Below are 22437 nucleotides of genomic sequence, written 5' to 3' on the forward strand. Positions count from 1 at the left end.
CCGCTACGGGAGGTAGTAGCCGCCGTCGATGGCGTCGGCCCAGAGGTCCGCCACGGCCGGCGCGGTGCCGTAGGGCAGGTCGCCGAGCGGAGCCTGGTACTGGTGGACCCCGATGTCGAACCGGACGATGTTCGCCTTGGGTGCCGGGTCGAGCCGGGCGAGCGCGGGTAGCAGGATCTCGTCGTAGCGCTGGAACGTGTGGTCGCGGCTGTTCGCCATGATGCTGTACAGCAGCGGCGGGACGGGGCGCGCGTCGCCTCCCAGCGGGAAGGGATAGCCCGCGAACCTCGTTTTGAGCTCCTTGGTCGCGTCCTCGCCGAGGCCGAGCCGGGCGGCGGACGCCTCGGCCGCGCGCTCCAGCGCGTCCGTCGCGCAGAACTGGACGAGGTGCTGGGCCTTCAGGAGCGGCCGGTGCGTCATGGCGCGGTGCTTCTCGAAGACCTCCTCCATGAGCCAGGGCAGCCGGCGCCCGGCGTCCGCCCCGGCCTCCGGGCCGGCGTACCGGGCCACGTCGCGCCACGTGCGGACGGTCATCATGTCGAAGTCGTAGGGCCAGCCCTGGTCCAGCATCGCCGAGAAGATGCTGCCGTACGGGCTGCTCTCCGCGCCCACCAGGCCGACGATGTTCTCGACCCGCTGCAGGATCATGTGGGCGAAGGGTCCGCCGGTGGACACGCCGGAACAGTAGATCGAGTAGTCCTCGGCCGGCAGGAACCGCCGGCAGGCCTCGACGAAGGCGTCCTCGTAGGCCATGGGCCATGCCGCCAGGCGGTCGAAGAACCGGCTCCCGGGGTGCGCCTTGAGGAACATCAGCGTGCCGTACTTGGCCCGGAAGACGTCGTCGCCCTTGATCTCGACCAGGTCGTACTGGTCCGGGGTGACGGCCTCGCCCTTCTTCCACATGGGCGTCCGGATGGAGCCGTCGTCGCCGAAGGTGTCGCCCGGCCAGTCGTAGGTCTCGCCCTCCAGGTAGAGGTTGCCGGGGTAGGTGATGGTGACGACCCGGTAGCCCTTGCCCTGGGCCAGCAGCCGCGCCATCGTGTCGAAGCCGCGGTGGTCGCCGCCGCCCCCGTGGATGAGGAACACGCCGACGGCCTTGCCGTCCGGGCCTACCGCGACCGGCCCTCGCGGCTGGTAGATCGCCCCGCCGATGTCCCACGGGAGTCCGAGCGACTCGATCGTGAACAGGTACTGCTCCACGTCGATCGGCTCGCCGGCCCGTGCCTCCGCTCCTCGCGACGACTCACGGATCTGCTCGACCGAGACGGTGGCGGGCGGCGTCCAAACCATGCTGCTCTCCTCTGTGTTCCGGGGGACGGGGGCGGGGGACTGGGCGACGGGGCTACGGGTGGGACGGCAGGGGGTGGTGGCACAGGAGGACGCCGCCGTCCGGCGCGCCGACGTCGGCCGGCACCTCTCCGCGGCACACGTCGAGGGCGCGGCCGCACCGTCCGGCGAACGCACAGCCCTCGCGCCAGTCCGAGCGCCCGGGACGTTCGGCGGTGGTGTCGAAGACGTCGAGGTCCCACGCGGGGTGTGACGGCTCCGCGTGCAGCAGCGACTCGGTGTACGGGTGCCGGGGCGTCGTGAGCACCCGGTCCGGAGCGCCGCTCTCGACGATCCTGCCGCGGTACATCACGTAGACGCTGTGGGCGATCGCGCGCACGATCGCCAGGTCGTGGCTGATCAGCAGGTAGCCGATGCCGTACGCGTCCTGCAGCTCCTCGAGCAGGTTGATGATCTGGGCCTGGATCGAGACGTCGAGCGCCGACACCGGCTCGTCGAGCACGATGAGCGACGGCCGCAGCACCAGCGCCCGGGCGATGGCCACGCGCTGGCGCTGCCCGCCGGACAGCTCGCTGGGACGGCGTCGGGCCCAGTCCCGGGGAATGCCGACCGACTCCATGGCCTCGGCGACGCGGTCGGCGAGCTCGCGGCGGCTCGACACCGCGCGGTGCACGACGAGCGGCTCGCCGATGATGTGCCGCAGCTCCATGCGCGGGGTGAGCGACGTGTTCGGGTCCTGGAAGACCACCTGGACCCGGGCGGCGCGCTCCTTGGCGCGCGGCCGGCCCGGATGGGCCTCGAGGTCGCCGATCCGCACGACGCCGGCGTCGGGGGTCTCGAGGCCGAGGACGCAGCGGGCCAGCGTCGTCTTCCCGGAGCCGGACTCGCCGACCAGCGCCGTCGTGCGGCCGGCCTCGACACGGAGGTCGACCTCGGCCATGGCGTCGATGAGCCCGACGGTGCGGCGGGACAGCGGGGAGAGCTGGCGGAACCGCTTGGACAGCCCCCGCACGTCGAGGACCGGTGTGCTCTGACTCATCTCAGCCCTCCACCAGAGTGCAGCGCACGTGGTGACCGTCGGCCACGGTGCGCAGGCCGACGTCGTGTGCGCAACCGGCGTGGACGTGGGCGCAGCGGGGAGCGAATCGGCAGCCGGTGCTGGGCTCGCGCATGTCGGGCGGCGATCCCGGGATCGGGCGCATCCGTGTCCGCCCGTCCGCGGCGGGCGCGGCCGCGAGCAGGCCGCGCGTGTAGGGCATGGCCCCGTTGCGCAGGACGTCCGCCGCGGTTCCGACCTCCACGAACTCGCCCGCGTACATGACGGCGACGCGGTCGGACGAGCGTGCCGCCAGATAGAGGTTGTGGGTGATGTGCAGCAGCGCCATGCCGCGATCGCGCTGCAGCCGGCGGAGCAGCGCGACCACCCGCGCCGCGACCGTCACGTCGAGGGACGAGGTCGGCTCGTCGGCGACGAGCACGGCCGGGCGAGGAGCGATCGCCATCGCGATCGCGACGCGCTGGGCCAGGCCGCCCGAGAGCTGATGGGGGTAGTCGTTCATCCGGCGCGCCGCGTCCGGGATGCCGACGTGGTCGAGCAGTTCGACCGCCTCGCGCTCGGCCTCGCGGCGGCCGAGCTTCAGGTGGATGCCGAGGATCTCGCAGAGCTGCCCGCCGATGCGCAGGCTCGGGTTGAGGTAGGCCTTGGGCTCCTGGAAGACGTAGCTGAGCAGCCGCCCCGCCACGCCGCCGACGCCGGCCTCGACGTCGCCGGGGACGAAGCGCGTGTCGTCGATCGCCATCGACTCCCAGCTCACGTCGGCCTTGCCCTGGAGCAGGCCACCGAGGCTGCGCGCGACGCTCGACTTGCCGCTTCCGGACTCGCCGACGATGGCGAGGCTCTCGCCGACGCCGATCGAGAAGGACACGCCGGTGACCGCGGGATTGGGCCGGCTGCCCCGGTAGGTCACCGACAGGCCGTCGACGGACAGCCGCGGCGTGGGTGTGTGCCTCGCGGGCATGCGTCAGACCTCCACCCGGTCGGTCCGGAACTCCAGGACGTCCCTCAGACGGTCGCCGAGCAGGCTCACGGCCAGCACGAGCGAGGTGAGCGCGATGGCGGCCGGCCAGAGCATCCACGGCGCGGTGAACAGGTAGCTCTTGCCCGCGCTGATGTCCGCGCCCCAGCTCGGCGTCGGCGGCGGCACCCCGGCGCCGAGGAAGCTGAGACTCGCCTCGGTGATGATGGCCGTGGACAGGACGTAGGACGCCTGGACATTGAGCGACGAGCTCATCGACGGCAGGAAGTGCCGGGTGAGGACGCGCCACTTGCTGGCGCCGAGCGCGAGCGCCGCCTGCCCGAACTCGAGCTCCTTCAGTGCCCGGACCTCGCCGAAGGAGACCCGGGCGAACAGCGGGATGTAGACGACGGACAGGGCGATGATGATCGTGAGCAGGCCCTGCCCGAGGACGGCCATCAGGACGATGGCCAGGACCAGGCCCGGGATGGCCATCAGCGCGTCGACGACCCGCATGAGGACCTGGGAGAGCCCGCGGTAGAAGCCGGCCGCGGAGCCGATGGCGGTGCCGACGACCATGCAGACGACGACGGTGACCGACGCGAGCAGGAGCGAGACCCCCGCGCCGTGCACCAGCCGGGCGGCGACGTCGCGGCCGAACTCGTCCGTGCCGAGCCAGTGGTCGGCCGACGGGGACGACAGCCGCTCGCTCACGTTCGTCGCGAGCGGGTCGCCGGGGACCAGGAACGGTCCGAGGACGGCGACGACGACCCAGAAGACCACGACGCTGCTGCAGACGATCGCCAGCGGCGACCCGGCGAGCACCGTGCGGAGGAACGCGCGGACGCCACCGACCGGGCGGTGCGGCCGTGCCCCGCCTCCCGCCTTCGCGGTGCCGGCGACCACACCGGTCACCGCGTCACCGAGCGTCGTGCGTCGTGCTGCCATGGGGTCTCGCCTCCGTCAGTTCGGCTTGATGCGCGGGTTCACCCAGGCCTGGGCGAGGTCCGTCAGGAGCATCACGAGCACGTAGATCGCCGTGATGGTCAACATCACGCCTTGCAGCAGGACGATGTCCCTGGTGCGGACACCGTCGATGAGCAGCTGGCCCATGCCGGGGATGCCGAAGACCACCTCGATGATCACGGTGCCGGTCACCAGGGAGCCGAAGCCGACGCCGATCACCGTGATGGTGGGCCCGAGCGCGTTCGGCAGCGCGTGCCGCACGACGCGGCGGACGCGGCCGAGACCGCGCGCCCTGGCGGCGAGCAGGTACTCGCTCGACAGCACCTCGACCATGCTGCCGCGCATCATCCGGGCGATCAGCGCCGCCTGCTTGATCGCCAGGGCGGCGACCGGCAGCGCGAGCGTCCGGATGCTCGCGCCGAGGTCGTCCCACGGGGCGACGAAGCCCGTGGCCGGCAACCACCGCAGCTGCACGGCGAACAGCGCGATCAGGAGGATGGCCACGACGAAGTTCGGCACCGCGATGCCGGCGACCGACCCGGCCGACAGCATGCGGTCCAGCCACCGGTCGCGACGCAGCGCCGCCACCACTCCCAGGACGATGCCGATCACGATGGCGACCGCCTCGGCCGCGATCGCCAGGGTGAGCGAGACCAGGCCTCGCTTGCCGATGATCGAGCTGACCGGCTCGGAGAGGAACACCGACTCGCCGAGGTCGCCGCGGAGGACCCCGCCGAACCACGAGCCGAACCGGACCAGCCAGGGATCGTCCAGGCCCAGTTCGGTGCGCAGCCGCGCGAGCTGCTCCGTGCTCGCGGAGTCGCCCAGCAGCACCCGGGCGGGGTCGCCCGGCACGATCGACATCAGCAGGAAGGTGAGGACGGCGACGATGACCAGCACCGGAAGGGCTGCCACGAGCCGCCGTACCGCGTAGATCAACAGCATGCGTCGTCCCGCCTACTGGGTGAGGCGTGCGTTCCACAGGTGCGGGACGTTGAGCTTGGTCGGATCGAAGTCCGCCAGGTGGTACGTCGCGTTGAGATCGGAGACCTCGGGACCCTTGATGTACGGGAGGTCCTGGTAGAAGAGCTCCTGGATCGCATCGTGCGCCGCGGTCAGGTCGGAGTCCGAGGTCGCCGACGAGAACGCGCTGACGAGGCCGTTCATCTCCTCCGAGCAGTAGGCGCCGACCGTGTTCCCGCACGACAGCGCGCTCAGCTGCGTGGCGTCCGGGACGTTGTTGATCTGGCCCATCGCGATGTGCCAGCCGTCGGGCTGACTGCGTCGTTCCTGCATCGCCGCGGTCTCCATGAGCTGCGGCTCTACCGTGAAGCCGGCCTTCTCCAGCTGCTCCTCGAGGAGGATCGCCATCCGGTAGGTCGCGGGCGTGGACGTCGTGATGACGACCAGCGGCTCGCCGTCGTAGCCGGCCTGTTCGGCCATCGACCGCGCCCGGTCCGGGTCGCCGGCGTTCCAGTCGTCGGTGCCGGCGTCGCTGGCGAACCGGGTGCCCGACGAGGGGATCGCCGGCGACAGCTCCCACAGCTCGTCCGGACCGAGGGACGCCGCGATCTCGTCCATGTTCAGCGCGACCAGCAGCGCACGGCGCATCGCCGGATCGCCGATGACGGGGTCCTGGGTGTTGAGGTAGGCAGCGACGCTGCCCACGATCCGCGGCGTCACCTCGACGCCGTCGGTCGACTCGATGATGTCCAGCTGGTCCAGCGGCAGCGACTCGACGTAGTTGAACTCGCCGGTCTGCAGGCCCGCGAGCCGCGCGCTCTCGTCCAGCACCGGCCGGTAGACGATCTCCTCGACGCCGGCCTCGCGCGCCCCGGCGTGGCCGGACGGCTCGCCCTCGGGAGGGACGTAGTCGGGGAACGCCTTCAGCACCAGCTCGACGCCGGACTCCCAGTGATCGATCATGAACGGCCCGGTGCCGATGAGCTGCTCCGGCTCCAGGACCCCGGTCCCGGCGGCCTCGGCGGCGCTCGCCGCGATGATCCCCGTCGTAGTGGTCGCCAGGTACGACGGCAGCAGCGGCTTGGGCACGCTGAACGTGAAGACGACGGTGGTGTCGTCCGTCGCCTCCAGGCTCTCGAGGCCGGTCATCCACCCGGCGGCGCGCCCGTCGACCTCCATCCACCGCTCGAGCGAGGCGACGACGTCGGCGGAGGTCAGCGGGTCGCCGTTGTGCAGCTTCACGTTGCGCAGCGTGATGGTGTAGGTCGTCAGGTCGGGCGAGGCCTCGACGGTGTCGGCCAGTAGCGGCTGCGGCGCCCACTCGTCGTCGAAGGCGAAGAGCGTCTCGACGACGTTGATGGTCCGGAAGTGGACGTTGCCCTGGGTGCTGGCCATGAAGTCCAGCGTCTCGGGCTCCTCGGCGGCGGCGACCACGAGCGTCCCCTCGGGCCCGTCCCCGGCCGCCGGAGCGCCGTCCCCGGCCGCCGGTGCGCCGTCGTCGGAGCCGCCGGAACACGCGCCGATGGCCAGCGCGCCGGCGAGGGCGAGGGCGAGCAGGGCCAGTGGTCGTCGAGCCATGTGATCAGCTCCCTGAGGGCTGGATGGGCGGCTGAAAAATCTTCGATTATGTATCAACGCAGGCTGCGCAGTGTGTGGCGCAGCTCAGAGCAAGCGGAGGTGAGGGGCCGCCTCGACGGACGGTGTGAAGGACACTACTGGCCGGCCGGCGACGTGATGCCGGTCACAGTGTCCCGACTTCGGCGCCTCCGGTTGACACTGCGTCACCAGTCGAAGACGCGCCGATCGACGCCCGCGTGGCGCACCGCCGTCAGCGCCACGTGCAGCGAGAGGCACGACTCGGCGTCGTCGAGGTCGACCTTCAGCAGCTGCTGCAGGCGGTCCAGCCGCCGGTACAGGGCCTGGCGGCTCAGGTGCAGCGACCTCGCCGTCAGCGCGCGGTTCCGCCCCGCCGTCAGGTAGGCGTGCAGCGTCCGGAGCAGCTCGGTGCCGTCGCGGCTGGTGTCGGCCAGCAGCGCTCCGAGCTCGCGCTCGATGAACGCCTCGAGGCGGGGATCGCTGCGGAGCATGGTCAGCAGGCCCGCCAGCCGGACGTCGGCGAGGGTCAGATAGGACTCGCCGGCGGCGCGGCACGGCGCCGCACGGGCGACGACCGCCGCCTCGCGCAGAGACGCCGCGGCCTGCGCCATGGTCGACGCCACCGCTCCCGCCCCGACCACGACGCGCCGTCCCGTCGAGGTGAACCGGCGGTGGACGGCGTCGGCCAGCTGGCGCACCGTCTCTCGGTGCGGTCCCGTGCCCGGCACGGCCAGCACGACCCCGATGCCGCGTTCGAGGGGACCGGCGATGGCCGCCGCGCTCACCTGGTCGATCGCGGCGGCCACCAGCGCGTCACCGTGGGACTGGTCGACGGCGTCGCTCGCGGGACCCCTGGGGTCCACGACGAGGCCGAGCAGGGCGTGGCCCGCCATCGGCACGCCGAGCGCGGCGGCCCGGGAGTACAGGTCCTTGTCGTCATGGTGTCCGGCGACGATGTCGGCGAGCAGGCACCGGTGCGCCTGCCGCTCCAGCGTCGGCGCGTCGGGCTCGATCAGCCGGCCGAGCGCCAGCGCGGCGGCCGCGCGCTCGAGCGCCATGCGCTGGTTGCTGGTGCAGGTCTCGCCGGGTTGCAGGATGAGCCGGCCCCAGGCCTGGGACCGCGCGCGCACCGGCGCCACGAGCCATCCTTCGGGGCCGTACCGGCCGGTGTGGTCGACGGCGTGAGCATGGCGCGACCGCCGCTCCCAGTCGCCCAGCACGACGTCGCGGTGGTGGCCGGCGTGCGACGCCGCGAGCACCCGGTGGGCGGGGCTCTCGAGCACGACCGGGGCGCCGGCCCACCGCGCCGCCTCGTCGACGATCTCCTGCGTCGTCGCGCCCTCGGTGCCGAGACGGGTGAACGCCTCGTGGATCTGCTCCGAGGTCTTCAGCAGCGCCAGCTGGCTGCTGAGGATCACGCTGTGGACCGCCTCGGTGATGGAGATGAACGGGACGCCGCTGTGGAACGCGACGAGCACCACGCCGCGCCGGTCGGCCTCGTCCACCATGGCCTGGGGCAGGGTCGTCCACCGGAAGCCCAGCTCGATGCCGACGCCCACCACGCCGTTGCTCGCCAGCGACTGGATGTAGCGGCGCAGGTCACCGGCGTTCTCGGGAAGGGCCACGCCGGTGGTCAGCAACAGCTCGCCGCCCCGCACCAGCCCCGTCACGTCGCGTAGCTCGAGGGCGTGCACCCACCGCACCGCTCGATCCACGCCGTCCTTGCCGGCCGCGATGCGCGGGTGACCGCGCTGGACCTCCGGAAGTTCCAGGATCTCCGCGACCGTGGGGTACAAGAGATCCTCCGTCCGTCCGACAGTTCGTGGAGCGTAACGCCCTGGTCGCCGCGGACACCAGGGTCCCGGCGTCGAGGCGTGGGGACGACGCGGGCGGGTACGGGGACAGCGAACGCGGCGAAGCCCAGCCGCCCGATACGAGGAGACGACCGTGATCGGATTCATCGTCGCCGGCCTGATCATCGGCGCACTCGCCCGGCTGATCAAGCCCGGCAAGCAGAACCTCGGCTGGATCGCCACCCTGCTGCTCGGACTGGCCGGATCGGTCATCGGTGGCGTGGTGGCGAACCTGCTCGGCACGGGGGACATCTTCGAACTGAACGTCCTCGGATTCATCGTCGCCGTGATCGCCGCCGTGCTGCTGATCGGTACCGCTGAGGCGCTGAGCGCCCGGCACCGTCAGGACGCCTGACCCTCCGCGATGCGGACCAGGCGGCGCAGCGACTCGTCGTTGCGCGGCTTGAGCAGCAGGCCCTGCAGCGGCGACGGCAGGAGCCGGCCCGGGCCCTTGCTCAGCTCCTCGAGGAAGCGGATCTCGGTGTGGCCGTCCGTGCTCGGACGCAGCTCGATCCGGACCCTGGCGGCGCCGACCGGCCACGCCCGGGCCTCGAGCTCGAGCAGCGAGCCGGGCTCGGCGGTGACGACGGTGGTGACGTCCTCGATCGACAGCGGCCAGGGGCCGACGCTGTGGTGGATCCGGCTGCCCGGCGCGGGCCAGGCCGGGTCCACGGCGCGGATGTGCGAGGCGCCCACGACCCATCCGGCGAAGCTCCAGCCGTCGGCCAGCACGGCGTAGACCTGCTCCGGTGTCACGTCCACCCGCCGCTTGACCTCGATCATGTGACCCTCCCCAGCCGTCCGTTCCGCGGTCCCGGGCAGGTACCCAGGCCCGTCGCCCCCATGCACCGCCGCCCGGACGACGAGCGCGGCTCAGCGCGGGGTGAGGGCGCGGGCCAGTCCGGCCAGCACGTGGCGGGTCAGCCGTCCCTGGCCCAGCCCGAGGTCGACGAGGTCGTCGAAGACGCCCTGATCGCGGCGCGCCGCCGTGATGCCGGCCCGCAGCACCGCCGGCACCGCGGACAGGCGAGCGGCCCCGGCCGTGTGCCGCAGGTGCGGCCCGAGCATCGCCCGCACGGCCGTCCGGTATCGCCCTCCGGCCGACCCGGGACGCCCGGCGCTGACGGCGGCCGCCGCGGCCCGTCCGGCCAGGGCACCCGTCGCCACCGCGTAGTGGATGCCCTCGCCGGTCATCGGGTTGATCAGGCCCGCGGCGTCGCCGGCCAGCAGGAGCGGCCCGCCGGGCTGCGCCCATCGCCACGACGACAGCGGCAGGTGGTGGCCGCGCCAGTCGGTCCCGTCCTCGGCGCCGGGCAGGACCTCGCCGAGGCGCCGCAGCAGCGCGGCACGGGTCAGGCCGTCCGTGGCGAAGGCGCCGTAGCCGACGCTGGCCAGCCCGTCGCCGCGGTCGAAGCACCACGCGTACGCCTGCGTGACGTGCGGGTCGAACGCGATGACCTGCAGGCCCGACCAGCGCGGCGGCGTGGCCACGTAGCCGCGCAGCGCGATGGCCCGGCGCCGCGCGGGCGGGAGTCCGGCTGCCTTGCGGACGACGGAGTACGCGCCGTCCGCGCCCACCGCCACCCGGGCCGCGATGTCGCCGTCGACGACCACGACGTCGCCCCGGGAGCGGACGGAGCGCACCCGGCGTCGTTCGAACCGCGCCCCGGCGCCGACGGCGGCCGCCAGCAGCCGGTGGTCGAGGACGGTGCGCGGGACGACCCGGACCGCCCGCCGCATGGGGCGCGACACCCGGTCCTCGCCCCGGGCCAGCTCCAGCCGCCGCACCGGCGCCCAGTCGTCCAGCAGTCCCGGGACACCCAGGACGGCCAGGACGTCCGTCACGTCCGGCGAGATGCCGTCGCCGCACGCCTTGTCGCGCGGGAAGTCGGCGCGGTCGAGCAGCAGCACGCGCAGCCGCGGGTCCGCCGTCAGCGCCCCGAGCGCCGTCGCCGATCCGGCCGGTCCGGAGCCGACGACGACGAGGTCCCAGGGGTCATCCATGAGGAGGCACTACCCGTTCAGCTGCGCAGCACCAGCAGGACGACGTCGACCAGCGCGATGGCCATGGCCGCGCGGAACGGCGTGCTGCCCCGTCCGCGCAGCGCCACCACCGCCAGGACGGCGACGACGGCCAGACCCGCCCACGCCCACGCCGGGGGCCGGCCCGGACCCAGCACCACGAGCACCGACGCCGCAACCAGCACGACCACGGCCGTCACCCGGGCCCGCGCCGCACCGAGCCGGTGCGGCAGCCCGCGCACGCCCGTCGCGAGGTCGTCGTCGAGGTCGGGCAGCACGTTGACCAGGTGCGCGCCCACGCCGAGCAGCGCGCCGGCGGCCATCATCCAGGCGGGCGGCCACTCGGGCGGGTCGAGGGCGAGGCTCACGACGGCGGGCAGCAGCCCGAACGCCACCGCGTACGGCAGCCACGACAGCGCCGTCCGCTTGAACAGCAGGTTGTAGCCGACGCCGCAGCCGACGAGCAGCAGGTGCACCAGCCCCGCTGCGAGTCCCAGGGCCAGCGACAGCACCACGCAGGCGGCCGCCGCCGCCGTCAGCGCCACACCGACCGTCCGCGCCGTCACCCGGCCGGTGACCAGCGGCTTGTCGGCGCGACCCACGGCACGGTCGCGGCCGGCGTCGACCAGGTCGTTGGACCAGCCGATGGTGAGCTGGCCGGTGAACACCGCCGCCACGACCAGCACGAGTGTCGCGGCGTCGTGGCCCAGGCGCAGCGCCAGCAGCGCGCTCAGGACGGTGACGGCCGCCGTCGGCTCCGGATGGCAGGCGCGCACCAGGCCCGCCGCCGCCGTTCCCGTCGCCACGGTCGAAGTTTAGGGCCGGGATTTTGGCGTACAAAGGGACAATGACGCGCATCTTGTCCGTTCGAGGCGCCTTGCCGGATCACAAGTACGCGCAGGCGGACCTGACGGCGGCGTTCGCGGGCATGATCGCCCCGTCCGGCCGCTACGACCACGCGCTGCTGCAGCGCTTCCACGCCAACGCCGGCGTCAGCACGCGCCACCTCGCCCTGCCGAAGGAGCGCTACGCCGAGCTGACCGACTTCGGCGCCGCCAACGACGCGTTCATCGAGGCCGCCGTCGAGCTGGGCGCCCGCGCCGTCACCGAGGCGCTCGACGCCGCCGGACTCACGCCGTCGGACGTCGACCAGATCGTGTCGACCACCATCACCGGGATCGCCGTCCCGTCGCTCGACGCGCGGATCGCCGGGCGCATCGGACTGCGGCCGGACGTCAAGCGGGTGCCGATCGTCGGCCTCGGCTGCGTGGCCGGGGCCGCGGGCATCGCGCGGGTGCACGACTACCTGCTGGGTCATCCCCGCGACGTCGCGGTGCTGCTGTCGGTGGAGCTGTGCTCGCTGACGGTGCAGCGGGCGGACGCGTCGATCCCGAACCTGGTCGCCAGCGGCCTGTTCGGCGACGGGGCCGCCGCCGTCGTCGCGGTGGGGGCGGAGCGGGCCGGCGGGCTCGACCCACCGCCCGGGCGGGTGCGGCCGGCCGTCCTGGCCAGCCGGAGCCGGCTCTACGAGGACACCGAGCGGACCATGGGCTGGGACGTCGGCGCGAGCGGCCTGCGCATCGTCCTGAGCGCCGACGTCCCCGATCTCGTTCGCGGGCACGTCGGCGCCGACGTCGACGGCTTCCTGTCCGATCTCGGGCTGGGCCGCGAGGACGTCGAGTGGTGGGTGTGCCATCCGGGCGGGCCGAAGGTGCTCGAGGCGATGCAGGACGCGCTCGGGGTCGACCGCGACGCGCTGGCGCTGACGTGGGACTCGCTGGACCGCATCGGCAACCTGTCGTCGGCGTCGGTGCTGCACGTCCTCGCCGACACGCTCGAGCTGCGCCCGCCGCGGCCGGGCTCGTATGGGATCGTGCTGGCCATGGGACCCGGCTTCTGCCTCGAGCTCGTCCTGCTGCGAGCGTGACCCCGTGTCCGACGTGTTGTTCACCGTGCTGGTGGGACTGGTCGGCCTCGAGCGGCTGGCCGAGCTGGTGGTGTCGAAGCGCAACGCGGCCTGGAGCTTCGCCCGGGGCGGCGTCGAGTACGGGCAGGGCCATTTCCCCGTCATGGTCGTCCTGCACACGGGACTGCTGGTGGGCGCGGTCGCCGAGGTGTGGATCCGCCGGCCCGAGTTCGTGCCCGCCCTGGGGTGGACGATGCTGGCGCTCGTCGTGGCGTCGCAGGCGCTGCGCTGGTGGTGCATCGCGACGCTCGGGCACCAGTGGAACACCCGGGTCATCGTCGTGCCCGGCCTGCCGCTGGTGGCCGGCGGGCCGTACCGGTGGCTGCGCCATCCCAACTACGTCGCCGTCGTGGTCGAGGGGTTCGCGCTGCCGCTCGTGCACTCGGCCTGGATCACGGCGGTCGTGTTCACCCTGCTCAACGCCGGTTTGCTCGCCGTCCGGCTCTCGGTCGAGAATGCGGCGCTGACGGCGCTCGAGGCCGAGCGGGCGACGTGATCGACGTCGTCGTCGCCGGCGGCGGCCCGGTGGGGCTGACGGCGGCGTTGCACGCGGCGCGAGCCGGGCTCTCGGTCGTGGTGTACGAGCCGCGGACCGGGCCGATCGACAAGGCCTGCGGCGAGGGGCTCATGCCGGGCGCCGTCGCCGCCCTCGCCGGCCTCGGCATCCACCCCGACGGCCGGTCGCTGCGCGGGATCCGTTACGTGGCCGGCCGGCGCTCGGCGGTCGCGGACTTCCGGGCCGGCCCGGGCCGCGGCGTCCGGCGGACGACGTTGCACGCGGCGCTGCGCTCCGCGGTCGATGCCGCAGGTGTCCCCGTCGTCCCCGCGGCGATCGATGCGGTGGCGCAGGATGCCGACGGCGTCGACGTGGACGGCATCCGCGCCCGCTACCTCGTCGCCGCCGACGGGCTGCACTCGCCCATCCGCCGCCGGCTCGGCCTGGACGTCACCGTCGGCTCGGCACGCCGCTTCGGCCTGCGACGCCACGCCCGGCTCGCGCCCTGGACCGACTACGTGGAGGTGCACTGGGCGCCGGCGGCGGAGGCGTACGTGACACCGGTCGGCGCCGACCTGGTCGGCATCGCCCTGCTCACGCGCGCCCGCGCGTCCTTCGACCAGCACCTGGCCGCGTTCCCGGCGCTCGTCTCGCGCCTTGCGGGCCACGCGGTGACGCCGGTGCTCGGCGCCGGGCCGCTCCGGCAGCGCTCGCGGCACCGGGTCGCGGGCCGCATCCTCCTGGCCGGCGACGCAGCCGGCTACGTCGACGCCCTGACCGGCGAGGGCGTCGCCCTGGGCATGGCCCAGGCCCGCGTCGCCGTGGCCGCCATCGCAGCGGACGCGCCGGCCGGCTACGAGGCGGCCTGGCGACGGCTGACCTGGCGTTACGAGTTGATGACCCGGGTGCTGGTCGGCGCGACCTCGGTGTCCGGCGGACGGCGGGCGCTCGTCCCGCTCGCGGCCGCGCTTCCACGCCTGTTCGGTGCGGCTGTCGACGTCCTGGCCCGGCCGGCGCGCTGACGGTTTGCGGTGCCGTCGCGGATGGTTGAGGGAAAACTGTCGCCAGAGCGACACCTTTCCCTCAACCATCATCGGGTCGCGGGACTGGGTGGTGGCGAGCGTTCGCTCGTCGCACAGGGACGTCAGGGGGTGAGCAGGACCTTGATGGCGCGGCGCTCGTCCATGGCCCGGTAGCCGTCGGCGGCGTCGTCGAGGGGGAGGGTGAGGTCGAAGACCCGGCCCGGGTCGATCGCACCGGCGATGATCAGCTCGATCAGCTCGGGCAGGAACCGGCGGACGGGAGCGGGCCCGCCGTGCAGGTGCACACCGGAGAAGAACAGCTCGTCGCCGGGGAGTGCGACGTCGTGGGCGACGCCGACGTAGCCGACGTGGCCGCCGGCGCGGGTGGAGCGGATGGCCTGCATCATCGACTCCTGGGTGCCGACGGCCTCGATGACCGAGTGGGCGCCGAGGCCGCCGGTGAGCTCCTTCACCGCCGCCACGCCGTCGTCGCCGCGTTCGGTGACGATGTCGGTGGCGCCGAAGTCGCGGGCCAGGGCCTGGCGGTCGCCGTGGCGGCTCATGGCGATGACGCGTTCCGCGCCGAGGTGGCGTGCGGCGAGCACGCCGAGCAGGCCCACCGCACCGTCGCCGACGACGGCGACGGTCTTGCCGGGTCCGGCCTCGGCGGCGACGGCGGCGAACCAGCCGGTGCCGAGCACGTCGGACGCCGCGAGCAGTGACGGGACCAATCGCGGGTCCGGTACGCCCGGGGTGGCGACGAGGGTGCCGTCGGCCATGGGGATCCGGGCCCGTTCGGCCTGGGTGCCGATGGAGCCCATGGAGACGGCGTGCACGCAGCGGCTCTGGTAGCCGGCGCGGCAGATCTCGCACGTGTTGTCGGAGGCGAAGAACGACCCGACCACGAAGTCTCCGACCCGCACGGCGCGCACGTCGGAGCCGATCTCCTCGACGACGCCGACGTACTCGTGGCCCATGTGCCGCGGCAGCCGCGGCTTCTCGATGCCGCGGTAGGGCCAGAGGTCGGAGCCGCAGATGCAGGCCGCGGTGACACGGATGACCGCGTCGGTGGGTTCGACGATGACCGGGTCCGCACGCTCCTCGACCCGGATGTCGCCGGGTGCGTGCAGGACGGCTCCGCGCATGGGTGGTCTCCTCTGCGAACGATCGTTGCCACGATCATCGCATCCGTCGCGGCCGGGGCGGGGCTGGTCACCCCGCCCGGGACGCGGCCGAGGCGGCCTGCCGGGCCAGGCCGTCGAGCACGGTGCTGCGCCCGGCCGGCACGTCCACCCGGAGCCGCACGATGCCGTCGGCGGCGTGCTCGAAGGCGAAGGTGAAGAAGGAGCAGCAGCTGTTCTCGCGGGCGGTGAGGTCGCGGGCCTGCTCCTCGGCCGCGGCGTCGAGGTCCAGCAGCAGCCGGGTCGGCGCTGGGCGGTCGAGGCCGCGCAGGGACCGCGCGAACAGGCCGGCGAACTCGTCGAGCCGGAGCGGGCGCTCCGCGGTGGGCAGGGTGCAGGCGTCCTCGGGCACCCACGTGGGCTCGAGGCCGATCGCGGGTCGCGGGGTGAGGCTCATGGTGTCGTCCCGTCTCTCGTCGTCATTCGACCGTAAGCCTGTACCCGGGTACCGATTGCAAGCCCCTAGAGTCAGGCGATGCCCTTCGACTACGACGCCGAGCTCCGGTATCTCGACCCGCCGTTCCGCGAGACGCTCGCGATCGGGCCGGCCGACCGGGTGCTCGACGTCGGCTGCGGGAGCGGGCGGACCACCCGCGACGCGGCCCGCATCGCGACGGCGGGCCGGGTCCTGGGCGTCGACGTCGCGCCGGCCCGGATCGACGAGGCGCGCGGGCTCGCCGCCCGCGAGGGCCTGCGCAACGTCGCGTTCGAGACCGCCGACGCGCAGGCGCAGCCGTTCCCTGAGGGCGGGTTCGACCTGGTCATGAGCCGGTTCGGGACGATGTTCTTCGCCGACCCGGCCGCCGCGTTCGCGAACCTCGCGCGGGCGACCCGGCCAGGCGGACGGCTGGCGATGATCGTCTGGCAGGGGCGCGCGGCCAACGCCTGGGCCGGCCCGCTGATCGCGGCGATCCTGGGTGGGGCGGAGCCCGATCGGGGTGACGACGGCGCGTTCTCGCTCGCCGATCCCGGCGCGACCCGCGCGCTGCTCGAGTCGGCGGGCTACGGCGACGTCGGGTTCGCCGCGGTCGAGCGGCCGGTCTGGTACGGCGACGGCGTCGACGCGGCGTTCGAGGCCGTGCTGCAGCTGCGGGAGCCCCAGGGCGCCCTTGCCGGGTTCGACGGCGCCGGGCTCGCCGCCGCGCGCGAGCGGCTGCGCGCTCACCTCGCCGCGCACGCGACCCCGGACGGCGTCCTGTACGACGCCCGCGCCTGGATCGTCACCGCCGTCCGGCCCTGAGCGAAGGCGTCCGCCGTCAGGCCGCCTCGGGGGCGTGCACGACGGCGACCGGGCCGGCCGCGTGGTGCAGGACGCCGCGGCTGGTCGAGCCGAGCAGCATGCGGCGCACCTCGCCGCGCCCGCGGGTGCCGACGACGATCAGCGTCGCGTCGCGCCCGAGGCCGGCGATGATCTCGGCCGGGTTGCCGGCCTCGGCGCGGACCCGGACCTCGGCGCGCGAGCCGGTCGCGGCGCGGGCTCGGGCCACCGCCTCGGCCGCCAGGCCCTCGGCCCGCTGGCGGTCCAGCGCGGTGACCCGGGCGAGCGCGTCGGGGTCGAGGATCGGCAGCTGGACCACCTGGGTCTGGAAGACGGTCAGGGCGAGGACAGGCGCCGACCGCTCGGCGGCCTCCGTCAGGGCGAACCGGAGGGCGGCGTCGCTGTGCGCGGATCCGTCGACGCCGACGACGAGGGTGCCGTCGCCGGTGCGCTGGTGCGGCGGGACGACGACCACCGGGCGCGTCGACCGGGCCGCCACCCGTCCGCTCACCGAGCCGAGCACGAGGGCGCCGAGGCCGCTCAGCCCGCGGGTGCCGACCACCGTCAGCGCGGCGTCGCGGCCCGCCTCGAGCAGCGCCTCGGCCGGCGGCCGCTGCAGCAGGAAGATCGCCGTCTCGACGACGGGGTGCCGGCTCTTGACCCGCTGGGTGGCGTTGTCGAGGACCAGCTCGGCGTAGGCATGGAAGTCGTCGGACGGCGGGAGCACCGCGGCGCCGCCGAACGGGACGGCGGCCATGGGCAGCCACAGCCCGTACACGATGCGCAGCTCGACGCCGCGCAGCTGCGCCTCCGCGGCGGCCCAGTCGAGGGCGTGGCCGCTGTCCGGCGACCCGTCGACGCCGACGACGATGGCGGTGGACATGGTGACCTCCGATCGGGGATCTCCGTCAGATGGCGGGTTCCGCGGGCGCCGGGGCGAGGGTGCGTTCGGCGCTGAGGACGACCAGCCGCTCGGCCGGGTCCTGGTGCGCCGGCCAGTGATCGCGCACGGGATCGTCGGCGGCCAGCCCGGTGTGGCAGGCGATGGCGTCGCGCTGCCGGTCCCGGTCGACGTCGACGACGAGGACCCGGCCGGCCGGCCGGGGAGCCGGGCGCGGCGTCCACGCGTAGAGCACCGAGCCGACGGTGGCGGCGGCCCGGTAGGCGGCGCGCATCGTCCGCACGTGGTCCGGGTGGGCGCCGCCGCCGGTGGCGTCGACGACCAGCAGCGCGTCGGCCGCGGTGACCGCGGACTCGATCTCGCGGGCCAGCTCGTCGAGGCTCGCGGTGCCGAGCGTCCCGGGCGCGTGGTCCATCAAGGTGACGTCCTCGGCGCCCAGGTGGCGGACGGCGCGGCCGAGGTCGCGGGCGCGCTCGAGGCGGCGGCGCGGGCTCGGGTCGGGGCGGCGGCCGTGGGTCAGGCACAGCACGTGCACGGACGTCCCGGCGTCCGCGAAGGCGCCGATCACCCCGCCGAGGGCGAAGGTGGCGTCATAGGGGTGCGCGCAGACGGCGAGGAGGCGCCGCGCCGCCGGCACGGATCTCGTGGGGTTCCTCATGTCTCCAGCCTCGTCCCGGACGGGCCGCCGCCCTAGAGGACGAAGGAACCTGGTTCGGGACCTTCGTCCCGAGTCCTTCGACCCCGTGGCGGATCTCCTCAGGTCAGGGCGAGGCCGAGCTGGTCGCCCCACTCGCGGGCCCGGTCCGCCTCGCCGTCGGCCAGCGGGCCGCTGATCCCCGTCACGGAGAAGCTCTTCGCGCCGGCGACCGGGCGGGCGCCACGGTGGCGCAGCCGGCGCAGCGCGGCGTGGGCGGCGGAGCCGGGCAGGTGCGGGTGCTCGGCCCTGGTGTCGAACGTCGCCACCGGCGTGCCGTCGGGGTGCAGGCCGGCGATCCACTCGCGGATGCCCGGGCCCTTGGACACGATCCCGCCGGGCGCGTCGTCGGCGGCGCTCTTGCGGGTGGAGGGGCGGCTCATGCTGAACGCGTGGGTCGGGCCGCCGACCACGAGGAGGTCGACCCCGTCGAGCGAGTCGCCGGCCGAGCCGACCTCGACGATCTCGACGGTCAGGTGTGCCGACAGTCCCTCGGTGATCGCCTCGGCGATCTCCTGGGTGTTGCCGAACATGGACTCGTAGACGACGCGGGCGCGCATCTGGATCGCTTCCCTCCACGCTGAGCTGTGCTGTTTCTTCCAGCGTCGCGCGCGCCGGCTCAGCCGGGTACCCGCGTAAGGCCCGCACCAGCGGGACCTTGGACATCGGCGTCGGCGGCGAAGAGCGCGACCTTCAGGACCCCGGTCTCGGACGGACGGGAGAAGACGTCGTAGGCGTCCTGCATCTCGTCGATCCCGAAGCGGTGGGTGACGAGGCCGGGCAGCGCGAGCCGGCCCGCGGCGAGCATGCGCAGCAGCGACGGCGTCGTGGCCGTGTCGACCAGGCCCGTGGTGATGGTGAGGTCGCGGATCCACGCCGTCTCGAGGTGCAGGGTCGCCGGCCCGCCGTGGACGCCGACGTTGGCCACGTGGCCGCCGGGCCGGACCTGCTCGACGCAGCTCTCGAACGTCGACGGGAGCCCGACGGCCTCGACGGCGACGTCGGCGCCGAGCCCGTCCGTCAGGTCCCGCACCCGGCCGAGCACGTCGTCGGCCGTGGGGTCGAGCTGGACGTCCGCGCCGAAGGCGGCGGCGGCCGCCCGCCGTCCGGGAGCCGGATCGACGACGACGATGTGAGACGGGCTGAACAGCCGGGCCGTGACGACGGCCGCGAGACCGATCGGGCCGGCGCCGACGATGACGACGGTGTCGCCCGGCCGGACCGCGCCGGCGAGGACGCCGACCTCGTAGGACGTGGGCAGGATGTCGGCCAGCATGACCGCGTCCTCGCTGCTGACGCCGTCGGCCAGCCGGTACACGGACGTGTCGGCGAACGGGACGCGGACCCGCTCGGCCTGCGTGCCGTCGATGCGGTGGCCGAGGATCCAGCCGCCTCCGCCGAGGCACTGGCCGTAGCGGCCCTCCCGGCAGTACCGGCACCGACCGCAGGCGGAGATGCACGAGACGAGGACGCGGTCGCCGACGGCGACGGTGCGCACACCGGCTCCGATCTCCTCTACGGCGCCGACGGCCTCGTGACCGAGAACCCGCCCGGGCTCGACGGTGGCGACGTCGCCCTTCAGGATGTGCAGGTCGGTGCCGCAGATGGTGACGCAGTCGACCCGGACGACGGCGTCGTCCGGGCTCTCGACGACCGGGTCGGGCACGTCCTCCCAGGATCGGTGTCCCGGGCCGTGGTAGACCAGCGCTCTCACGATTCCTCCTGACGTGGTGATGGATGCTCTACTTCGACGACACCACCGCGCGGCGGGTCGGCGCAGAGCCCAACGGCCCGGGCACCCACGACCTCGGTCCCGCGTGGCACGATCACCTCGTGGAGGAGTCCGATCATCTTCTTCCGAAGCTGCCGCTCGACGAGCTGCTCGCCGAGGTGCAGTCGCGGCTGCAGGCGGTCGTGGCCGCCCGCGACGGCGTGCACGCGCTGCTCGAGGCGGTGGTGTCCATCGGCCGCGAGCTGGACCTCGAGACCGCGCTGCGGCGCATCGTCGAGGCGGCGACGGAGCTGGCCGACTGCCGCTACGGCGCGCTCGGCGTCATCGGCGACGACGGACGGCTGGCGCAGTTCCTCCCGGTGGGCGTCAGCGAGCAGGAGATCGCCCGGATCCACGAGTGGCCGCACGGGCGCGGGCTGCTCGGCCTGCTCATCGCTGAGCCCGAGACGCTACGACTGGCCGAGATCAGCGAGCACGCGGCGTCCTACGGCTTCCCCGACGGCCATCCCGCGATGCACAGCTTCCTCGGCGTGCCGATCCGGATCCGCGACGAGGTCTTCGGCAACCTCTACCTGACCGAGAAGCGCGACGGCCGCGAGTTCGACGAGCAGGACGAGATCATCGTCAAGGCGCTGGCCACGGCGGCCGGCATCGCCATCGGGAACGCCCGCCTCTACGACGCCACCCGCCGGCGCGAGACCTGGCTCGACGCGTCGGCCGAGGTCACGCAGGCGCTGCTGTCCGGCACGGCCTCGGAAGAGGCGCTGCGGCTGATCGCCCGGCACGGGCGTGGCATGGCCGGTGCCGACACCTCGATCATCGTGGTGCCCGAGGAGGGCGGTCGGATGCTGCGGGTGCTCGCCGTCGACGGCGTGGACGGCAGCGACGGCGACGGTGACGGCGGCGTGCGCGACATGGCGTTCTCGGCCGAAGGGACGCTGTCGGCGACGGTGCTGGCCTCCGGCGAGCCGCGCGCCGTGCCCGAGCTGCGGCGCGACGCCGCGCCCATGCCGGTGCTCGACCGGCTGCCGGACGGGCCGGCGCTGCTGGTGCCGCTGGGTGCGCCGCCGTCGGTGCGGGCGGTGCTGCTGCTGGCCAAGAGGCGGGGCGCGACCCCGTTCGCCGAGCCGGCGGTGCGCATGCTGCACGCGTTCGCGAGCCAGGCCGCCGTCGGGCTCGAGCTGGCCGACGCGCGCAAGGCGGCCGAGGAGCACGGGCTGGTCGACGACCGCGAGCGGATCGCCCGCGACCTGCACGACGTCATCGTGCAGCGGCTGTTCGCCGGCGCGATGAGCCTGACGGCGACCGCTCGGCTGATCGACCGGCCCGACGTCGCGGCGCGCATCGAGCACGTCGTCGAGGACCTGGACGCCACGATCCGGCAGATCCGCTCGACGATCTTCGCGCTGCAGACGTCGAAGGAGGATCGCGCGACGACGCTGCGGGGCCGGCTGGTCACGCTGGTCGAGTCCGCGCGCGAGCAGCTGGGGTTCGCCCCGGGCCTGCAGCTGGTCGGCGAGCTGGACAACGCCGTCCCCGACGACCTCGCCGAGCAGCTCGTGCCGGTGCTGCAGGAGGCGCTGTCCAACGCGGTGCGGCATGCCCGCGCGACGCGCGTCGACGTGCTGGTGTCCGCCGCCGGGGGCGTGCTCCTGCTCCAGGTGGCCGACGACGGCGTGGGGCTGCCGGCCGAGCGGCACGAGAGCGGCCTGGCCAACCTCGCGCAGCGGGCCGAGCGGCTCGGCGGGACGTTCACGGCCGGTCCGGGCCAGGACGGCGGGACGACGGTGCGCTGGGCGGTGCCGCTCGATCAGGAGTCGTGACGGCTCTCGGCCTTGAGCTGGACGGCGAGGATGGCGGCCTGCGTGCGACGGTTCATGTGCAGCTTCCCGAGCATGGTCGAGACGTAGTTCTTCACCGTCTTCTCGGCCAGGTACATCCGCTCGCCGATCTGCCGGTTCGTCAGCCCCTCGCCGATGAGGTCGAAGATCCGCCGCTCCTGGTCGGAGAGGCCGGCCAGCCGGTCCGGCTTGCTGGCGCGGTCGCGCAGCCGGGCCAGCATGCGCGCGGTGCTGGCGGGATCGAGCAGCGACTGCCCGGCGGCCAGGGCCCGGACCGCGCCGATGAGGTCGGTGCCGTGGACCTGCTTCAGGACGTACCCGGCGGCGCCGGCCATGACGGCGTCGAAGAGCGCGTCGTCGTCGGCGTAGGACGTGAGCATGAGGCACTGCAGGTCCGGCAGTTGCGAGCGCATCTCGCGGCAGACGGTGACGCCGTCGCCGTCGGGCAGCCGGACGTCGAGGATCGCGACGTCGGGCCGGAGGGCGGGGATGCGGGCCATGGCCTGCTCGGCGGTGCCGGCCTCGCCGACGACCTCGATGTCTGATTCGGTCTCGAGCAGGGCCGCGACACCGCGGCGGACCACCTCGTGGTCGTCGAGCAGGAAGACCCTGATGGTGCGATCGGTGTCCACGCCGCCGACTGT

The 22437-nt window shown here is 73.9% G+C and carries 23 protein-coding genes; 6 read left to right on the forward strand and 17 right to left on the reverse strand.

The genetic code is table 11. The annotated features are described in order from the left end of the window. Positions 1-3 precede the first annotated feature (3 nt). From HD601_RS16990 to HD601_RS17020, 7 genes are all read right to left on the reverse strand, one after another. Positions 4-1290 (reverse strand): alpha/beta hydrolase family protein, encoded by a 1287-nt coding sequence (locus HD601_RS16990; protein WP_184823754.1) that lies wholly within the window; start codon positions 1288-1290, stop codon positions 4-6. Positions 1291-1342: 52 nt separating this feature from the next. Further along, the gene (locus HD601_RS16995; protein ID WP_184823756.1) at positions 1343-2326 is read right to left on the reverse strand and encodes an oligopeptide/dipeptide ABC transporter ATP-binding protein; all 984 of its coding nucleotides are present in this window, start codon (positions 2324-2326) and stop codon (positions 1343-1345) included. Between the two features lies 1 nt (position 2327). Continuing rightward, entirely contained in the window at positions 2328-3305 is a 978-nt protein-coding gene (locus HD601_RS17000) for an ABC transporter ATP-binding protein (protein ID WP_184823758.1), read from the reverse strand. Positions 3306-3308: 3 nt separating this feature from the next. Beyond that, a complete protein-coding gene (locus HD601_RS17005) occupies positions 3309-4250 on the reverse strand; it encodes an ABC transporter permease (RefSeq protein ID WP_184823760.1) in 942 nt (313 codons plus the stop codon). A gap of 15 nt (positions 4251-4265) precedes the next feature. Beyond that, positions 4266-5213 carry an ABC transporter permease gene (locus HD601_RS17010; protein WP_184823761.1) on the reverse strand — a complete coding sequence of 316 codons (948 nt, stop codon included), beginning with the start codon at positions 5211-5213 and terminating at the stop codon, positions 4266-4268. Between the two features lie 12 nt (positions 5214-5225). Beyond that, complete coding sequence (locus HD601_RS17015; protein ID WP_184823763.1) at positions 5226-6809, reverse strand: ABC transporter substrate-binding protein; 1584 nt, start codon at positions 6807-6809, stop codon at positions 5226-5228. Positions 6810-7012: 203 nt separating this feature from the next. Further along, a complete protein-coding gene (locus HD601_RS17020; RefSeq protein ID WP_184823765.1) occupies positions 7013-8623 on the reverse strand; it encodes a PucR family transcriptional regulator in 1611 nt (536 codons plus the stop codon). Positions 8624-8774: 151 nt separating this feature from the next. Here HD601_RS17020 and HD601_RS17025 point away from each other — a divergent pair, with 151 nt between their 5' ends. Beyond that, the gene (locus HD601_RS17025) at positions 8775-9035 is read left to right on the forward strand and encodes a GlsB/YeaQ/YmgE family stress response membrane protein (protein ID WP_184823767.1); all 261 of its coding nucleotides are present in this window, start codon (positions 8775-8777) and stop codon (positions 9033-9035) included. On the opposite strand, the gene HD601_RS17030 is transcribed toward HD601_RS17025, so the two are convergent. The 3 genes from HD601_RS17030 to HD601_RS17040 all read right to left on the reverse strand — a co-directional run bounded on the left by HD601_RS17030 (position 9023) and on the right by HD601_RS17040 (position 11508). Further along, complete coding sequence (locus HD601_RS17030; RefSeq protein ID WP_184823769.1) at positions 9023-9463, reverse strand: SRPBCC family protein; 441 nt, start codon at positions 9461-9463, stop codon at positions 9023-9025. The genes HD601_RS17025 and HD601_RS17030 overlap by 13 nt on opposite strands. Positions 9464-9553: 90 nt before the next feature. Further along, a complete protein-coding gene (locus tag HD601_RS17035) occupies positions 9554-10684 on the reverse strand; it encodes a geranylgeranyl reductase family protein (RefSeq protein WP_184823771.1) in 1131 nt (376 codons plus the stop codon). A 17-nt stretch (positions 10685-10701) separates the two neighbouring features. Next, complete coding sequence (locus HD601_RS17040; RefSeq protein ID WP_184823773.1) at positions 10702-11508, reverse strand: UbiA family prenyltransferase; 807 nt, start codon at positions 11506-11508, stop codon at positions 10702-10704. Positions 11509-11549: 41 nt separating this feature from the next. Here HD601_RS17040 and HD601_RS17045 point away from each other — a divergent pair, with 41 nt between their 5' ends. From HD601_RS17045 to HD601_RS17055, 3 genes are read left to right on the forward strand one after another with little or no spacing between them, the layout of a single operon-like run. Continuing rightward, complete coding sequence (locus HD601_RS17045) at positions 11550-12629, forward strand: type III polyketide synthase (RefSeq protein ID WP_184823775.1); 1080 nt, start codon at positions 11550-11552, stop codon at positions 12627-12629. A 4-nt stretch (positions 12630-12633) separates the two neighbouring features. Further along, on the forward strand, positions 12634-13164 hold the full coding sequence (locus HD601_RS35820; protein WP_221441065.1) for an isoprenylcysteine carboxylmethyltransferase family protein: 531 nt from the start codon (positions 12634-12636) through the stop codon (positions 13162-13164). Beyond that, the gene (locus HD601_RS17055; protein ID WP_184829991.1) at positions 13164-14186 is read left to right on the forward strand and encodes an FAD-dependent oxidoreductase; all 1023 of its coding nucleotides are present in this window, start codon (positions 13164-13166) and stop codon (positions 14184-14186) included. The genes HD601_RS35820 and HD601_RS17055 overlap by 1 nt, the downstream gene beginning before the upstream one ends. 122 nt (positions 14187-14308) lie before the next feature. On the opposite strand, the gene HD601_RS17060 is transcribed toward HD601_RS17055, so the two are convergent. Both HD601_RS17060 and HD601_RS17065 read right to left on the reverse strand, forming a co-directional pair. Next, positions 14309-15331, reverse strand: a complete 1023-nt coding sequence (locus HD601_RS17060; RefSeq protein WP_184823781.1) for a zinc-dependent alcohol dehydrogenase family protein — start codon at positions 15329-15331, stop codon at positions 14309-14311. A 67-nt stretch (positions 15332-15398) separates the two neighbouring features. Further along, the gene (locus HD601_RS17065; protein WP_184823783.1) at positions 15399-15764 is read right to left on the reverse strand and encodes a hypothetical protein; all 366 of its coding nucleotides are present in this window, start codon (positions 15762-15764) and stop codon (positions 15399-15401) included. Positions 15765-15842: 78 nt separating this feature from the next. Here HD601_RS17065 and HD601_RS17070 point away from each other — a divergent pair, with 78 nt between their 5' ends. Further along, the gene (locus HD601_RS17070) at positions 15843-16607 is read left to right on the forward strand and encodes a class I SAM-dependent methyltransferase (protein ID WP_184823785.1); all 765 of its coding nucleotides are present in this window, start codon (positions 15843-15845) and stop codon (positions 16605-16607) included. Between the two features lie 16 nt (positions 16608-16623). Here the strand turns inward: HD601_RS17070 and HD601_RS17075 are convergent, their stop codons facing one another. The 4 genes from HD601_RS17075 to HD601_RS17090 all read right to left on the reverse strand — a co-directional run bounded on the left by HD601_RS17075 (position 16624) and on the right by HD601_RS17090 (position 19934). Then, positions 16624-17508, reverse strand: a complete 885-nt coding sequence (locus HD601_RS17075; protein ID WP_184823788.1) for a universal stress protein — start codon at positions 17506-17508, stop codon at positions 16624-16626. A gap of 25 nt (positions 17509-17533) precedes the next feature. After that, positions 17534-18184 (reverse strand): PIG-L deacetylase family protein, encoded by a 651-nt coding sequence (locus HD601_RS17080; protein ID WP_184823790.1) that lies wholly within the window; start codon positions 18182-18184, stop codon positions 17534-17536. 98 nt (positions 18185-18282) lie between these two features. Continuing rightward, a complete protein-coding gene (locus tag HD601_RS17085) occupies positions 18283-18780 on the reverse strand; it encodes a flavodoxin family protein (RefSeq protein WP_184823792.1) in 498 nt (165 codons plus the stop codon). A 59-nt stretch (positions 18781-18839) separates the two neighbouring features. After that, positions 18840-19934 carry an alcohol dehydrogenase catalytic domain-containing protein gene (locus HD601_RS17090; protein ID WP_184823794.1) on the reverse strand — a complete coding sequence of 365 codons (1095 nt, stop codon included), beginning with the start codon at positions 19932-19934 and terminating at the stop codon, positions 18840-18842. Positions 19935-19957: 23 nt separating this feature from the next. Here HD601_RS17090 and HD601_RS17095 point away from each other — a divergent pair, with 23 nt between their 5' ends. Then, positions 19958-21775, forward strand: coding sequence for a sensor histidine kinase (locus tag HD601_RS17095; protein ID WP_184823796.1), 1818 nt, complete (start codon positions 19958-19960; stop codon positions 21773-21775). Here the strand turns inward: HD601_RS17095 and HD601_RS17100 are convergent. Continuing rightward, entirely contained in the window at positions 21763-22425 is a 663-nt protein-coding gene (locus HD601_RS17100) for a response regulator (protein ID WP_184823798.1), read from the reverse strand. The genes HD601_RS17095 and HD601_RS17100 overlap by 13 nt on opposite strands. Between the last annotated feature and the right edge of the window lie 12 nt (positions 22426-22437).

The organism is Jiangella mangrovi (assembly GCF_014204975.1).
GTDB classification, from domain to species: domain Bacteria; phylum Actinomycetota; class Actinomycetes; order Jiangellales; family Jiangellaceae; genus Jiangella; species Jiangella mangrovi.